We start from the raw sequence: 15709 nt of genomic DNA on the forward strand, positions 1-15709 counted from the left end.
TTTGTAAAAAATTATATAGCCGACTCTTGAGTCATGGGGTATTACGAAGATAACAAACATTATTACCAAAATAACATTAAACAAAAAAATGATTATGAATCGAATCGCACTTCTACTTCTCTTATTGATCGGAGCGTTCAGTATGAGAGCACAAACAACAGAAACAACCGGCAAAGAAATCGTTTTTGTAAATGAGTTTAAAGGCAGCGGCAATTTAGAGGGCTCTACCATCGCCGCCATCCGCAACAACATAATAGAAGGATTGATAGACGCTAAAAGGCTCATCGTAAAAGATTTAAAGTCGGATGCCCAATTCCAAGCTGAAATGACTAAAAGAGCAGCCGATGCCTCCGTATCCGAGGAGGAATATGGCTTCACAGTCTTAAGGAATATGAACGCTCGTTGGGTAATTGCAGGAACTATCACTCATGTAGAAGCTGTCCGAAAAAAATATAGTGATGGTAGTTATTACTACGACGCAGCCATCAATGTTTCTGCCAACATTATCGATGTAGCGAGTGGAACCATTACAGAGACAAAGACAATCACAACTGAAGGAAACGCCCTTATAGATTTAACAGGCATTGGCAAAGAAACAACAATAGGAAACACCGAAGAAGAAGCTATTGCCAACGCTAGTAAAGTTCTTAAGAATAAGGCCAAATCGTTTGCAGAAGGATGTTTTCCATTAAAAGGAACGATCCTTGAAGTCGCATCCGAGAAAAAAGGAAAAGCAGAAGAAGTATACATTAGCCTTGGAGAAACAAGTGGCGTGAAAAAGGGAGATATCTTCGATGTATTTGAGCAACGAGTAATCGCTGGAAGAAATAGCCGAAAAAAAATAGGAGAGCTGAAAGTGAAAGCTGTTGAAGGTGATGATATTTCATTATGTAATGTAACCAAAGAAGGAAAGGTGATCCTTGAGAAAATACAAGCCCTAGAGGAAAACCAGTCATTATCCATCGAATCTCGTTCTAAATCTAACGGCAGTATTATTAGTTTATAAATTCAGTCATGGGCCGCATTTCTGCAGCCCATGGCCTTTTCAATAACGACATTGGATATGCGAAACAAATTTATCATTTACTTGTATGCCTATATTCTAGGAATTTGCTTAATAATCCCAAATACGGTCTCTGCTCAATCCAGTGAAAATTTCACGAACGACGCTACCTTGGTATCTGACCAAGGGAGAACCGCTATCATCCTTTCGTCCGGTATCCACGAGAAGAAAAAAGAGGCTGTAGCCATGGCTATACTATCAGCCTTCGACACTTATTTCTTTTCCGGCATTGCAGGACTAAATGATGATATGCCCCTCATTGGAGAGTTAGAGACCCAAGAACAGAAAGATTATGTAAAACGCATATTTAAGGAAAACCGATACACTCAATTTATCGGTCTAGTAACAGAAGTCAACGGCTCCCCTGAAAAAATGCCCACAAGACAATTTAAGGCAACCATACAATTCGAATTAAAAACAGATGCCTTATATAAAGACATGCTTCGTTCCAAAGTCATAAAAAAGGACTTGGAAAGAATGAACACGACTGAGATCCGCCAAGAGATACCTCAATTCACGTTGACCGTCGTTCCTTTCAAACCGGAAGGAACCACCTATAGCGGCATATTAAAAAATGATTATGAAATACGAAATGCGATCACACGTATCGAGGCGATGCTAAAAACCAAGAAATATGAGGTTAAAGATTTCCTAGCGGTAGTGGCTGCCGCAGAAAGAGACCTGCAATTCGAGATGGACAAGACAGTCATGTCAAACGATAAACAGCTTATCAATCAAACCCAAGCTGACGTATATATCACGGTCGACCTAGCGAATAACAGGAGGCCGGATGGCGGTATGGGGGTCGTAAACCTAAAAGCTTATGAGGTATCAACCGGCAACTTGCTCAGCTCTGCCGAAGGGAAATCAAAACGTTACAGAGATTACATAATCGCGAATCTTTACGACAGAGCCCTAGAGAATTGCTTAGATGGTTTCATCCAGCAGCTTACCAGCAATTGGGCAAGCAAGATCACGGATGGGAACCAATATGCCATCAATTTCGCCATCGCCCCGGAATCGGCCATCGATATGAGCACCGAAGTAGGTAGCATGGGTTTTCCACTAGCCGACGTATTAACCCTATGGATAAAAAAACATGCCTTTAACGGAAAATACCATCTGGCTGGAAGCGTAGATGAATATATCAAGTTTGACCAAGTTCAAATACAGCAAGGGCAAGAGCAAGAATTCATCTTGAGTTTGTATACCTATTTGCGTGATGAGTTAGGCATTAGTTGCAATCGTAGGCAAAGCGGTAAAACCTATTATATAACGATACAATAAACATATGAGATACATTATAGCACTGATCAGTTGGCTACTTATAAGCAGCCTGTCAATCACTATACATGCGGAGAAAAAGCCGGACTGGTTGACAGAACGCCCCAACGGGACTATCTTTTATATTGGTATAGGAAGCGCCTCGAAGTCTTCTCCCAACTACCAACAAGTAGCGAAACAAAACGCGATAGCCGAACTTGTCTCCGAGATCGAGATCAAGGTAGAGGCTAGCTCCTTAATGACGACCTTGGAAAAGGAGGACGAATCTGTATCCTCCTACTTCTCGGAGATCATCCAAACATCCGTGAAACAACATATCAAGGATTTCGAACAAGTAGACAACTGGCAAGACGAACAAAATTATTGGGTCTATTACCGCCTCGACAAAGAGACATACGCCGAGCAAGTACAGAAGCGCAGGGAACTAGCAATCCGGCAAGGATTCGATTTTTGGTATAACGGGGAGAACGCCTTGCGGCAAGGTGATCTATTGACCGCTATAGACTTATTCATGCAGGGTTTGACCGCTATCGAACCCTGCGTTAACGAGGATCTAAGCTGCTCTTATGAAGGACAGACCATTTTAGTAGGCAACGCCCTATATACCTCACTGCAAAGCGTGTTCGATGGTATCCAGCTAAAACCGTCCAATTCGGAAATCCAAGCGAGCGCATTTCAAGCCTCCCGTACCCCGATCATACTAACCATACACAAAAACAATATTCCATTAAGAAATTTACCCATCAAAGGAGAATTCAACTCCGGCGGAGGCTCATTATCAGAGATCATCCCAACGGATGACAATGGGGAAACAACTGTTTATCTACAGAATATCACTTCAAAGAACACGAACCAAGAGATTCTTTTTACGCTGGACATACACCCATTCACGCAGATCAAGAACCCTCTGTTCAACACCCTAAAGCGACAGTTATCAGCCAATACGCCCAGATGCCAAGTGTTGGTAAGTAGCGATTCGGAGAAGAACATCCGTGCGTATATCCAATCCAAGCAACAAGGAAATGAAGGTCTAGTCAGAGGAATACATAATCTACTGACGAATAATTACTTTGACATCACTGACTCTCAGAACAAAGCGGATGTCCTTATACTCATCCAAAGTGATTTTTCACAAGGGAATATCGTGGAAGGAGATATATACAACATGAAAGAATATTTCACCACGATAAGTATACAAATCAAAAATAACCGCAGTGGCGCTATCCTGTTAAATTACCTATTGGAAAAAAAGAGGACTTTATCTCCCGCAAATACATCAATAGCGAACGCACGTAATTCTGCTATTCGAGAAGCCATGAAAATAATCAACAGAGAACTTGGCAAACAATTGAAAGAGGTAAAAATAGATACGAACGGGGAAATCCCTCAAGTAAATGATACACCACCGGCACCTAAGCGACCGAGCCATGTAAGCACCCCACCCAGCCAACCTGTCATTGTGATACATCCTAAACCCACAAGCCAGACACCGGTGGAGAAACCTCAATCTACGGTCTCTCCTACTCTTGCCAAGAAAAAAACAGAAGCGGAGTTGGAGCCGGGGATATTCATAAGTTATAATGGGAAAAAAGATATGAGCGACCGTACGTTTCTTAGATTCAACATAGAGAACAAGAATCAAGAAGATTACAAGCTAGGCCTGTATAACCGTGAGCTGCTCATCGTCAATGGAAATGGGGAGGAAATGAAATGTATCACCGTGAAAATTGGTTCCAAATCAGACAGCTATGGCATACAAGCTACCATTGTACCCAATACCCCTACTTTATTGGAAGTAGAGATAATGAAGACGGGAAAGATCGCTCTTTTCCAGCTCACGAATACGAATCATCGAACGATCAAACTCAGGAACTTAGAATAGCAATAAGGGGGGAGGCCGAAAAACCCAATGATAGAGTAGGCTTTTAATTAAAAAAGAATAAAAATGAAACGATTAAATTATGTAATGGGAATGGCGATGGGGATCGTCTTTTTATTAACCGCATGTGGAGGTCCTAAAAGCGTAGCGCAACAAGATGTCGCCGTGATCGTACCTTGCTCCGGTCCTGAATACATGACCAATAGCCAATATATACGGGCTAGCGCCATGGGGTTATCTACGGATATGACTATCGCCAAAAAGAAAGCGCAGTCATCTGCCCGTACGGAAATAGCTACCGCTATCGAGGCTAAAGTAAAAGCTATGGTGGAAGACTATACGTCTTCTTATCAAAATGGTGAAAATGACGAGAGTAAAAGACGTTTTCAAGACATCGCACGAACTACCGTACAACAGAAGCTAAACGGGTTGCGAACGATTTGCGAACAAACAATGAGAACTCCGGATAATAAATATAAGGTGTATATCGCACTAGAACTAGCCGGCAACGAACTTTTGGAAGGAATCAGCAATTCCATCAAGAATGATGATAAACTTCGAATTGACTTCGAGTACGAGAAATTCAAAAAAGTATTCGAGGAAGAGATGAGCAAGGAAAATTAAAGTTACTATGTTTAACTAACTGTTCCACCCGTCCCCTCTCACTTCTTCACCGAAGTAAGGGGGACGGCCAAACGGTTTACCAATCACCTAAAGACGAAGAATGAGCAAACGGCTTATACATTTAGTCCTTTTCCTATCAGGGTTCTCAGCCCTATTTGCCCAAGATAATGAGAACTATACGCAATCATATCATTGGGCTAGTGGGTATTTGGAAAATATCCCACATGATTTTCCATTGGCTTTACGAGATGAGGAAACCATGGGTACTTCAGATCCCGGACTATGCCCGGAAATCGCCCGGGAACAAGCCATACAACGGGCCTTATTCCTGTATTCGCTAAAGCGAGGCACACATATGAGTATGCTGACGGACTATTTCATCATAAATTAAGTCGCCACCAATATGAATGATTACAAACACGAGAAAATGATGGTCATGGCGACACTACATTCCGAGCCTCAGACCTATTCTTTTTCCGTCATCCGAGAACACACCTCAATATATGGGGAACAGTTCGTCTGGCTCACCGTAAATAGCCAAGGCAAGGAGCAACGTACGCTCTCTTCTTTTTATGAATTCATGCTAAGTACCAGCCAAGAATCCCATGAACGACAAGAGGAAAGACTATCTCTTTCGATACGCTGCGACAATGACTCGATCCTCAAAAATCATTCATTCACGCTCAAAGGGAACAAAGAAAAGCTAATCATCTCCACACAAATCAATGACATTTCGCTTCCTCTTCCGACCGATCTATATCTATACAAGGATAAAGGAACGCTGCTGGCACAAGAAAAAAAAGAATATCCTCTTTCAAGCGGATATTGGAGTACCCTGCTGGAATCACTAAACGATGCCCTCACAAACTTTGACTTTCCGGGAGTAACCATCCAAGAAGTTTTTGAGAGCTATCAAGATACGAACCAACAGTTATACAGAGAAAAAAACTGTTGCTCCTTATCTGCCAGACCGGTCATCTTGAGCATACAGAACAACCATATTTTCTTGGATTGGTCGATTCAGACGATCCAATAAACTTAAATCTCCTATACCATGAGAAAAGCTCTATTGATACTAATTTGCATTCATACCTTTATTCCTATAGGAAAACTGTATGCACAAGATCCATATACGGAATATAAGGAATTCATAAAGAAACAAAAGCAAGAATATAATGATTTCCGCAGAAAGGAAAATCAAGAATTCGCCTCCTTCCTAAAAAACTATTGGAAACCCTATACTAAGGAGGAAGCTATCAAGGCTCCTACCCAGCCTGAACCTGTAAATCCGGTAGTCTATACCGACCCTTTGCGGGAACCCGACCGAATACCAAACGTACCAACTGTTCCTCCCCTAAAAATCAATCCGGAAGACAAGCCCCGTCCCCTACGGCCAATTCCTCATGAGAATCCGCAACCTCAAGAGGATGATGAGCATTTTATACTCACCTTTTACGGAGCATCCTTACGCCTATCAAAAATACTGGATGCACCATTCCGCTTGACCGGCATCACGGAAAACGAGATATCCCAAGCATGGAGCAGACTAAGCGAAACCCCTTACAAAACGCTAATAGACGATTGCTTGCATATCCGGAAAAAATCACATCTTTGTGATTGGGCCTACTTCCTACTAACCCAAAAGATCGCTCAACATTTTTGCGGGGAAAACGCAAAGAACGAGATAGCGTTCATGCAGATGTTCTTACTTTGTCAATCCGGCTATAAAGTGAAAAACGGCCGGACCGAGGACCAACTACTCCTTATGATCTCCACGGATTGTATTGTTTACGGCTTTCCTTATCTCACAATAGATAAGGAAAGATACTTTATTATCAATACTCCCAAACTCAGCCAACAAGAGATTTATACCTATAAGAAAGATTTCTCCGCTTCCACGCAGACTATTCACATGCATATTCAAGATAAGCAAACAGGGAGTTCAACCCTCTTCAGCCGTACATTGGAAGCCAAAAGATATCCGGTAAAAGTAACCGTTAATCTAAATCAAGATCTTATTGACTTCTATAAGGAATATCCTCAATGTGAATTCACAGTCTATGCCTGCGCTCCCGTAAGCGATGAGGTAACAAGCTCTATATTACCTCCATTACAAGAAGCTATTCAAGGGAAAAGCGAGACAGACGCAGCAAACATCTTACTGAATTTTGTCCAAACGGCATTCCTCTATCAAACCGATCATGAACAGTTCGGATACGAAAAACCATTCTTCGTGGAAGAGACATTCTATTATCCCTATTGCGATTGTGAAGACCGTGCTGTTCTTTACGCCTATTTGGTAAGAGAGCTATTAGGACTAGATGTCGTACTGCTCAATTACCCGCAGCACTTGGCCACAGCGGTCCTTTTCAACGGACCGATAAATGGTGACTTCGTGAACGTTTCCGGAAAAAGATATACGGTTTGCGACCCCACCTATATCAATGCGCCAATCGGAAAGGCGATGCCACAATTGAAAGACGCAAAAGTAAAAGTAATATCGAATATAATCACTCATTAATTAACAACTTAAAAATTAAACACCATGTCAGCAGAATCTTTTATTCTATTAATCATCGGATTAACTTTAGTTTTTTTTATGTTTCGCAAGTCCGAATGGTATCAAGCCAAAGTGCGGAAACTCTTATCGGTTGAAGTCACTCCAAGCACTCTTCTCGTACATAAAATCACATTGATTATCGGCTGTATATTAGGAGTTATCCTAGCTTTCATCAGTTCAGTTCTAAAACCATATGAAGATCTTACCCTCTACATAATGGGAGCGCTGGCGATCGGCACCATCCTCTATTTCACTTTTACCGCAACAGATAAGAAGAAAGGCGCACTAAAAGGAGTTTACTATGTTATCACTACATTCCTACTACTTTGCACTTCTATATTTGGCGTTATCCTAGTTATCATTTTGGTCTTTCTTTATTTGATGCTTAAGTTCATTTTCGGAGCCTTATTAGGCAATTCAGGTAGCAGTGGAAAGAAAGGTGGCTTTATCGATTTCTTATTCGACAACAGCAGTTCAGACCAGTCCAACAAAGAGCCTGAAGATGATAACTTTGAAATCACAGACGAAAATGGTTATACCAGAGAACTGAAAAAAAAATGGGGTAGTACATATACAGATGATAAAGGTGATGATTGGGAGGAAGTCATAGGAGGTTTCCGTAGAAAAGAAAAATAAGAATTATGACTGGAAAAACACAGTATCTCTATTTTTCCAGCACATTGATTCTTCGCAAGATTAAGAAATCAACAAAATAATTAGCTAAACAATGGATATAACTCAGATTTTCGAGTCCAGAAAGAATAATTCTAAGTGGAATACGTCCTACCCATTATCACCGAATGACTGGGTAAAGTATCGAACGGACACCTCCTTGATCTTTAACGAAAAAGATGGCATTTCATATTATATCCATATTCCTTTCTGTAAAAAACTATGTTCATTCTGTGAATATACTAGAATGGAATGTCCTAGCATAGAGTTACAATATAATTATCTAGTTAATCTTGAAAAGGATGTTCTGCATTTTGTCCATACCCACGCAAATATGCCTTTACGTGGATTTGATATTGGTGGAGGTACACCGACCACATTGAGTGAAGAAAATTTTCAATTTCTTTTGAATATATTCCGAAAGGTTATTGATCGCCTTAGTAGGAATGATGATTTTGAACCAAGTATAGAAACCACGTTCGATACGATTACCCTCAACAAAGCAAGAATGATTACAGAAGCAGGAATCCGACGAGTATCCCTTGGTATTCAATCCACCGACCCCAACGTATTAAAAGACAATCACCGTGTGACAGTCAATCTTACTTCAATGTTAGAAACCATCGAAATGCTACATCATGCAGGTATCGAGAAAGTTAATCTGGATTTGATGTATGGATTGAAGGGACAAACCACAAAAAGTATAGCCAAAGATTTGAAAGCTATTGAGATTCTAAATCCCGAACAAGTTACGCTCTATGAATTGCGAACGAACATGATACGTGAACCATCCTATTTGTCAAAAGATGAGCTTTATTATGCCTATAGGTGTTTATATGAAGGGTTAATAGCATTAGGATATCATGCCCGATTTGGTCAAAATACATTTTCAAAGTATATTGCAGATCATGGTGTATCCTCATATCTTCGTAGCCGTATGCTTGACGGGGTGGCATATAAAGGTTTTGGTTTATCTGCCCAAAGTATGAACAATGAAGGCATATCATATAATATTGGCAAAAACTCCTGCCAATTAAAAAAACTTCTGTCATCAAGTTCATTCCTTGATGAATATATCTATAAATTGCCGCCAGCAGAACTTGCATCAAAGTATATAGCCATCGGCGCTTATAATGGATCTTTTTCATTGAATCATGTGACTAAGCTTATCGGACAAAGCGCGATTGATTATTTCAAAAAACAACTAGACTTTTGTTTGGCTAATGATTTGGTTTCTGTTGAAAATGAACGTGTATATATTACCGCCAATGGATTCCGCCATTATGGTGCAGTATTTTCATTATTTTATTCTAATTCATTATAAACATGAGAAAAATTGATAACAATTACAAATATCCTTGCACACGCAACATCAACATAGATGGCTTTGGCACATATCTTGAAAAAGAAATTGGTGAACCACGTCGAAATCTTCGACTTTTTGCAAATGAATTCGGGAATCTTATCTCTGCCCAAGGAGACAATATCGCAGATCATTTAGTGCTAGTGAATAGCGGATCTTCAGCAAACCTTGTGGCAGCTCTTACTATAGCAGAGAAATGCAAAAAGGCTAATAAACCCTTAACTGCTGTTGCCTCTGCTTTCACTTTTCCTACAACGGTAAGTTCCTTACTGCTTGCCGGATTCAAGATAAAGCTAATAGATGTGGATAAATCGGGATTCAATATGTCTATTGACAGACTTACTGCCGAGAAAGAAATCCCATCTTTAGTAGTCGTAACACACTTCCTAGGCTTTCCCGCCGACATGGAGGCCCTAAAAAAATATCAGTCACTAACAAAATGTTTCATTCTTCAAGATGCTTGTGAAACACTTGACACCTACCTTGGTAACAAACCTTTATACAAATATGGAGATATAATCACTTGGTCATTTTATCACCCACATCATCTTTCCTCTTATGGAGGAGGGGCTATATTTTCAATTTCGGGAGAAGATTATTCACTTTTAGACAGTATTGCCCATTGGGGTCGTGCTTGTAAATGCCATATAGATGAGAAACTCTGTTTCGTTCCATCTGGTCCCGCCCATCAGTTTACTTATGAGAATATCAGTGTTAATATAGAGATGTCGGAACTCAATGCTTGCTTTGGACGTTGGCAGTTGAAAAATTGGAAAGAGATAGAGAACCAAAGACAACGTAATTATCAGACTTTATATGATATAGTGTCAGCTAATACCAATTTGCATGTATACCCATTTCATAATGCAAGGCATGATTCTCCATTTGTATTTCCTGTATTTTGTAAAAATAAGTCCGTGAATGATATTTATGAGTTTCTCAAAAAAAAGAATATTGAGATACGAACACTCATGGGAGGAGCTACTTGTCAACAACCAGCCTTTACTAATAAAATATCATATGATAATTGCTCTAATGCCATTTACATGTCGCAACATGCTTTTTTTGTAGGGTGTCACCATACATTGTCAGATGACGATGTAAAGTATATAGGAAATAGCCTCTTATGTTTATAATTCATGCGAAATGCTCTCATGGTAATACTATTTAATCTACAAGGTAAGCAACTGGGACAAATCACAGTACAAAGATCTTACCCTTACTAGTGAATTAACCCTTCGCAAAGCGATAGTAGCGTGTAGTGTCTCTACATTACTTAATCTATGTCAAGCTTTTTATCATTTCCTATATATACATTTGCAAAAAAGACAGTATAATAGCATTTAAATCATAATACACCATGAAACTATCAAACATTTTCATTTTCATACTAATCTTTATCGGTATGACAGGATGTTCAGGGAGTAACTCCCCCGAATCAGTGGCTAAAACATTCACTGAGGCTTTTTACACGGCAGACTTCAAGAAGGCGAAAAGTCTTTGCAGTAATGATTCTAAAGAAGTTTTCGACCAATTAAAAGAAATGCTATCCGACGAAACGACAGAAGCCATAAAATCTGCCGACGTTAAAGCCACCGTAGTGAGCTGTGAGCTTTCCGATGACCAGAAAACTGCCATCGTAAAACTCTCAGTGATAAATACAGTAGACATAACAGGAAGAATACAGAAAAAGCCCAAACTGCAAGATGTCCAGCTAAAGAAAAAAGATGGTAAATGGGAAGTTATTTTCAAGATAAAATAATCATACTTTTCTTTTATATCGCATTAATATGTCTGTCTTTAGGATCTTGCCATGATCCTAAAACAGACATTCCTTATATACTTGACGACCAGATCAAGGCAAGTATAAAAAATGGAGATATCATTCTAAGAATGGGAAAAGGCATTATAAGTGAAACCATTAAAAATGTATTGGCCGACAGCATCGAGATTTCACATTGCGGTATACTCATAAAAGAAAAAGACTCCATATCTATCATTCACTCCTTATCTAAAGAGATTTCCGGTATAGATGGTTTGCAGGAATGTACAATAGACCAATTCTGCTCCGAAAGCATTGAAAATTCCATCATTATCGTACGATTCAGAAACGATTCCAATCAAGTATTAAGTCAAAAGGCACAATATTATCTATCCATACATAAACCATTCGACAATGCATTCAATATCAGAGACACCTCGGCGTTTTTCTGCTCCGAACTGCCATTGCATATCATTAAATATGAACTAGAAACCAATTTATATGACCCGTATTCTAAAATTCCCAAGTTTTCGGTATTCTTGGACTCCATTCATTTTGAGAAAATCTATCCAGTCTCACAGGAGATAGAATAAATAAGAGGAATTTAGCACTCCTCTTATTCATTAAACTAATTCCATCAAAAATTTCATTCATCCCATTGTAACAAATTCGTATAGCCATATGGCTGTTGATCTTCTTCGTACCAATAAGAACGTTGGAAGTTTAGCGATTTAAAAACAATAAGTTTCCATTCCCCTTCAATTTTCTTAAATACGACCTCACAATCCAAGCCATCTTTAAGCTGTGCCTTATAAGGACTCCGGGGGCTATTGTCTTCCAAGATCTTCCCTGCCTTGGTTAAATTATCAGGTAGTAAATAAACGATACAAACCGCTTGGTAATCATCTTTTCTAAATTTTTCTATTCGATCCACCTCATAATTATATGCCTTATAATAATAGGTAGGTTCCGAATTTTTCCAAAGCCCATCTTTCTTTCCCAAATAATCCTCATCACAACCTTCTAATTTCTTTTCGCTATAACCGGGCGCATATAAAGTAACCGCAGGAGATTGGGATAAATAATCTTTTACTACCTGTTCATCCATTGGAGCCGAACATGAGATCATGCAACTTAGCAATAAGCCAGCACATAACTTTTTTAGATTTTCCATACATTTAACTTTTAATTGTTCAATGCACAAAAGAAAAGAAAAAAAGAGAATTTAATCTTAATCTGTAATAAGATACTAAATGATTAAGTAACAAGTCTAGTTCAACTTAAAATATCCATAGGGGTGCACACATAAGCCCCCCATAGTAAAGCGCATATAAATATTTGAATTATTATTGATCTGTCACTTATCCTAATAAATTATCTCAGTTCGTCTCTTACTTCCATAAGCGCAAAGCCTAAAAGGTTCTTACCTCTCCAAGAAAAAGGATCTTGAGCATCCAAATCAGATTCTTTTAACCCAATTCCCCATATGCGATCATAAGGACTAGCTTCAACTATTACGGCATCTTCTGTTTTCAAAAGGAAATCCCTCATATTCTTATTCTGAGAGAATTTGTGATAATTACCTTTAATTACAACCGCATATTTGAGTTTATCCCAAATGGCCTCATCGAAATTCCTCACTTTCCTTCCCAACCCCTTAATCGTTTTTTGATCCGTCTCTTGAAGAATTGCTTGGAGAATTTTCATATCCCCAAAGATCCGAGCCTTTTCTGCCATCATATATTGCTCAGCACAATTATAGATACGCCCATCAACCTCAAAACCGCAACGCCACCATTGACTAAAACAAACTTTTGTCAATCGAGGCGCATTATTTGTATGTCCCCAGAAAAACAAATAATTTAAATCCTTTCCATCAGAAACACATGCCTTAGCCCAATCCAAAGAATATTTTGGGACAAGTTGATGATCTGAAATCTCTATAGTCTTAAACATAATAAATAATTTAATGATTCATTCTAAAATTCTAATCTCAATCCTTTTTGTTTCAATTTCTCATATTGTTCCGCATTAAAGCTATACCTAATCGGTTGTTTTAACGAAACCTTTCCCGAACGTTCTTCCACGACTGTCAGTAATCCCAATTTTATCATCTTCTTATAAAAATTCCGGCGATCGAATTTCACCTCAAGTATCGCCTCATATAAATTTTGCAACTCTGTCATCGTAAACACTTCCGGTAATAGCTCAAAACCGATCGGTTCAAAATGAATTCTTTCCTTCAATTTACTCATCGCTACACGAAGTATCAAATCGTGATCAAAGGCTAATTGCGGGATCTCATTCAACCCAAACCATCGTGCCTTAACCGCATCATCCCCACCTTTAACTTCTGCAATTTTAACCAATGCATAAAAAGCAATTGTAACAACACGCTCTCTTGGATCACGGTTAACATCAGAAAAAGCTTGCAACTGCTCCATAAAACCACTTTTAAAACCGGTTTCTTCTTCTAACTCTCTCCTAGCACATGCCTCAGCCGTCTCATCTATCCGCATAAACCCTCCGGGAAAAGCCCAATGTCCTTTATACGGATCAAGACCTCTCTCAATTAATAACACCTTAAGATTCACACCATCAAAGCCGAACATCACACAATCCGTTGTTATGGATGGATGAGGATATTTATACCTATAATTTAATTCTTCCATGCTATTTATTTCTTGCAGCACACATATATTGCGTAATTATTACGCAAAGATATGAAGATTAATTCAACCCACAAGTATTTATGCGTATTTTTTACGCAATAGATATTCTAAACCTTTTACCGACAACTATATTAAAGGATAACAGAGCACCTTTCAGTTTTTATCTCTATCTTTGCGCAAACTTTTGAGAAAAATGATACAATCAATGACTGGGTTCGGTAAGGTTACTGCCGAGCTCCCTTCAAAAAAAGTAACCGTAGAGATAAAGGCTTTAAACAGTAAGCAATTGGATTTGTCCACCCGTATCCCTTCCATATACAAGGATAAGGAAATGGAGCTTCGGAGCCTGTTACTTCAATCTTTGGAGCGGGGAAAAGTTGAGTTCAATATCTTTATAGAATATATAGGCAAAGATACTCCTACACAGATCAATCTTGCCGCCGTAGAGAATTATTACAACCAAATCAAGGAGATCGCAGAGAAACTGAATATCAGCGTTCCGAACGATTGGTTCCAGACCTTGCTCCGAATGCCGGACGCAATCAAGTCCGAGACCGTAGAACCGGACGAATCCGAATGGGAGGTGGTTTTAGAAACGGTAAAGGACGCTATCAAGCACCTGTGTGATTTCCGTATCCAAGAAGGAGCCATGCTTCAAAAGCTTTTCGAGCAAAAGATAGCCAATATCGCCACTCTGTTGAAAGAAGTGGAGAAATACGAGGGGGAACGTATCGAGAAGATCAAGGCTCGTATCATGGATAACCTGCAAAAGATAGCCGAGAAGGACTACGACAAGAATCGTTTCGAGCAGGAGATGATCTATTACATAGAGAAGCTGGATGTCAACGAGGAAAAGAACCGTTTGGACAACCACTTGAAATATTTTATCTCAACCATGGAATCCGGTCACGGCCAAGGCAAGAAGCTCGGTTTTATCGCTCAGGAAATGGGGCGTGAGATCAATACGCTCGGATCAAAGAGCAACCACGCCGAGATGCAGAAGATCGTGGTCCAGATGAAAGACGAGTTGGAACAAATCAAGGAACAGGTACTAAACGTATTATAATAAGATTAACGAGAATGGCTGGCAAATTAATTATCTTCTCCGCACCCTCGGGTTCCGGAAAATCAACCATTATTAATTATCTTTTGAAACAAGATTTACACCTTCGTTTCTCCATCTCGGCTACCAGCCGGGCTCCGCGGGGAACCGAGAAGAATGGTGTGGAATATTATTTCCTTACGCCGGAAGAGTTCCGCAGTCGTATCGCTAATGGAGACTTCTTGGAATATGAGGAGGTGTATACCGATAAATATTACGGTACGTTAAAGAGCGAGGTAGAGCGTATCTTGAATGAAGGGGACAACGTGATTTTCGATGTGGATGTGGTAGGCGGATGCAATATCAAGAAATTCTATGGAGACCGTGCCCTGTCTGTCTTTATCCAACCTCCTTGCATCGATGACCTGCGGAAGCGATTGGAAGGACGGGGAACAGACAGCCCGGAAGTTATCGAAAGCCGTATCGCCAAGGCTGAGTATGAATTAGGGTTCACGGGACAGTTTGATAAGGTTGTCGTAAACGATGATCTGGAGACTGCCCAAAAAGACGCGTTGAAGATCATTCGTGAGTTCTTAAACAAATAGTCTATGCCTAATATATTCAAGAATACCCGTTTTATGATGGGGCTTTCTATCGTTTGTGGGATAGCGAGCCTCGTATTAGGTGGTATCAGCCTGTATTATAAGGAGTATATCATCGGGGGTGCCCTGATATTTAATATATTCATTTGTTTTATCAACTATAAGGGTTGGCAAAAGAAGGGTTAA

The 15709-nt window shown here is 39.6% G+C and carries 18 protein-coding genes; 15 read left to right on the forward strand and 3 right to left on the reverse strand.

Going from position 1 to position 15709, the window contains the following annotated elements; genetic code table 11:
* The first annotated feature begins 94 nt into the window (after positions 1–94).
* From DW033_RS20470 to DW033_RS20525, 12 genes are all read left to right on the forward strand, one after another.
* Positions 95–1006, forward strand: coding sequence for a hypothetical protein (locus tag DW033_RS20470; protein ID WP_146375667.1), 912 nt, complete (start codon positions 95–97; stop codon positions 1004–1006).
* Positions 1007–1063: 57 nt separating this feature from the next.
* Positions 1064–2350 carry a DUF6175 family protein gene (locus tag DW033_RS20475; protein WP_146375668.1) on the forward strand — a complete coding sequence of 429 codons (1287 nt, stop codon included), beginning with the start codon at positions 1064–1066 and terminating at the stop codon, positions 2348–2350.
* Between the two features lie 4 nt (positions 2351–2354).
* Entirely contained in the window at positions 2355–4229 is a 1875-nt protein-coding gene (locus tag DW033_RS20480) for an LPP20 family lipoprotein (RefSeq protein ID WP_122383096.1), read from the forward strand.
* A 63-nt stretch (positions 4230–4292) separates the two neighbouring features.
* Positions 4293–4850, forward strand: coding sequence for an LPP20 family lipoprotein (locus tag DW033_RS20485; RefSeq protein ID WP_122368725.1), 558 nt, complete (start codon positions 4293–4295; stop codon positions 4848–4850).
* A 100-nt stretch (positions 4851–4950) separates the two neighbouring features.
* Positions 4951–5241, forward strand: a complete 291-nt coding sequence (locus tag DW033_RS20490; RefSeq protein WP_122383097.1) for a hypothetical protein — start codon at positions 4951–4953, stop codon at positions 5239–5241.
* Between the two features lie 12 nt (positions 5242–5253).
* Positions 5254–5886: a hypothetical protein gene (locus tag DW033_RS20495; RefSeq protein ID WP_122383098.1), complete on the forward strand. Its 633-nt coding sequence runs from the start codon at positions 5254–5256 to the stop codon at positions 5884–5886.
* An 18-nt stretch (positions 5887–5904) separates the two neighbouring features.
* A complete protein-coding gene (locus DW033_RS20500; RefSeq protein WP_122368727.1) occupies positions 5905–7371 on the forward strand; it encodes a hypothetical protein in 1467 nt (488 codons plus the stop codon).
* A 24-nt stretch (positions 7372–7395) separates the two neighbouring features.
* Positions 7396–8046, forward strand: a complete 651-nt coding sequence (locus DW033_RS20505) for a hypothetical protein (RefSeq protein WP_122383099.1) — start codon at positions 7396–7398, stop codon at positions 8044–8046.
* 91 nt (positions 8047–8137) lie between these two features.
* On the forward strand, positions 8138–9406 hold the full coding sequence (locus DW033_RS20510) for a radical SAM protein (RefSeq protein WP_122368729.1): 1269 nt from the start codon (positions 8138–8140) through the stop codon (positions 9404–9406).
* A 2-nt stretch (positions 9407–9408) separates the two neighbouring features.
* Positions 9409–10581: a DegT/DnrJ/EryC1/StrS family aminotransferase gene (locus DW033_RS20515; protein WP_122368730.1), complete on the forward strand. Its 1173-nt coding sequence runs from the start codon at positions 9409–9411 to the stop codon at positions 10579–10581.
* 224 nt (positions 10582–10805) lie between these two features.
* The gene (locus tag DW033_RS20520; protein ID WP_122383100.1) at positions 10806–11207 is read left to right on the forward strand and encodes a DUF4878 domain-containing protein; all 402 of its coding nucleotides are present in this window, start codon (positions 10806–10808) and stop codon (positions 11205–11207) included.
* On the forward strand, positions 11180–11800 hold the full coding sequence (locus DW033_RS20525; protein ID WP_122368732.1) for a YiiX/YebB-like N1pC/P60 family cysteine hydrolase: 621 nt from the start codon (positions 11180–11182) through the stop codon (positions 11798–11800). Before DW033_RS20520 ends, DW033_RS20525 begins: the two co-directional genes overlap by 28 nt.
* Positions 11801–11853: 53 nt before the next feature.
* Here the strand turns inward: DW033_RS20525 and DW033_RS20530 are convergent, their stop codons facing one another.
* The 3 genes from DW033_RS20530 to DW033_RS20540 all read right to left on the reverse strand — a co-directional run bounded on the left by DW033_RS20530 (position 11854) and on the right by DW033_RS20540 (position 13879).
* Positions 11854–12381, reverse strand: coding sequence for a hypothetical protein (locus tag DW033_RS20530; protein ID WP_146375669.1), 528 nt, complete (start codon positions 12379–12381; stop codon positions 11854–11856).
* 200 nt (positions 12382–12581) lie between these two features.
* Positions 12582–13163, reverse strand: a complete 582-nt coding sequence (locus DW033_RS20535; protein WP_122368734.1) for an NADAR family protein — start codon at positions 13161–13163, stop codon at positions 12582–12584.
* A 23-nt stretch (positions 13164–13186) separates the two neighbouring features.
* A complete protein-coding gene (locus tag DW033_RS20540; RefSeq protein WP_122368735.1) occupies positions 13187–13879 on the reverse strand; it encodes an NUDIX domain-containing protein in 693 nt (230 codons plus the stop codon).
* A 193-nt stretch (positions 13880–14072) separates the two neighbouring features.
* Here DW033_RS20540 and DW033_RS20545 point away from each other — a divergent pair, with 193 nt between their 5' ends.
* The 3 genes from DW033_RS20545 to DW033_RS20555 are packed head-to-tail and all read left to right on the forward strand — an operon-like array spanning position 14073 to position 15709.
* Positions 14073–14945, forward strand: coding sequence for a YicC/YloC family endoribonuclease (locus DW033_RS20545; RefSeq protein ID WP_008774137.1), 873 nt, complete (start codon positions 14073–14075; stop codon positions 14943–14945).
* A 14-nt stretch (positions 14946–14959) separates the two neighbouring features.
* Positions 14960–15526 carry a guanylate kinase gene (gene gmk, locus DW033_RS20550; protein ID WP_005861508.1) on the forward strand — a complete coding sequence of 189 codons (567 nt, stop codon included), beginning with the start codon at positions 14960–14962 and terminating at the stop codon, positions 15524–15526.
* 3 nt (positions 15527–15529) lie between these two features.
* Positions 15530–15709 (forward strand): hypothetical protein, encoded by a 180-nt coding sequence (locus DW033_RS20555; RefSeq protein ID WP_022192875.1) that lies wholly within the window; start codon positions 15530–15532, stop codon positions 15707–15709.

Origin of the sequence: Parabacteroides sp. AF39-10AC (genome assembly GCF_003635405.1) — a bacterium.
In the GTDB taxonomy this organism is placed as follows: Bacteria; Bacteroidota; Bacteroidia; order Bacteroidales; family Tannerellaceae; genus Parabacteroides; species Parabacteroides distasonis.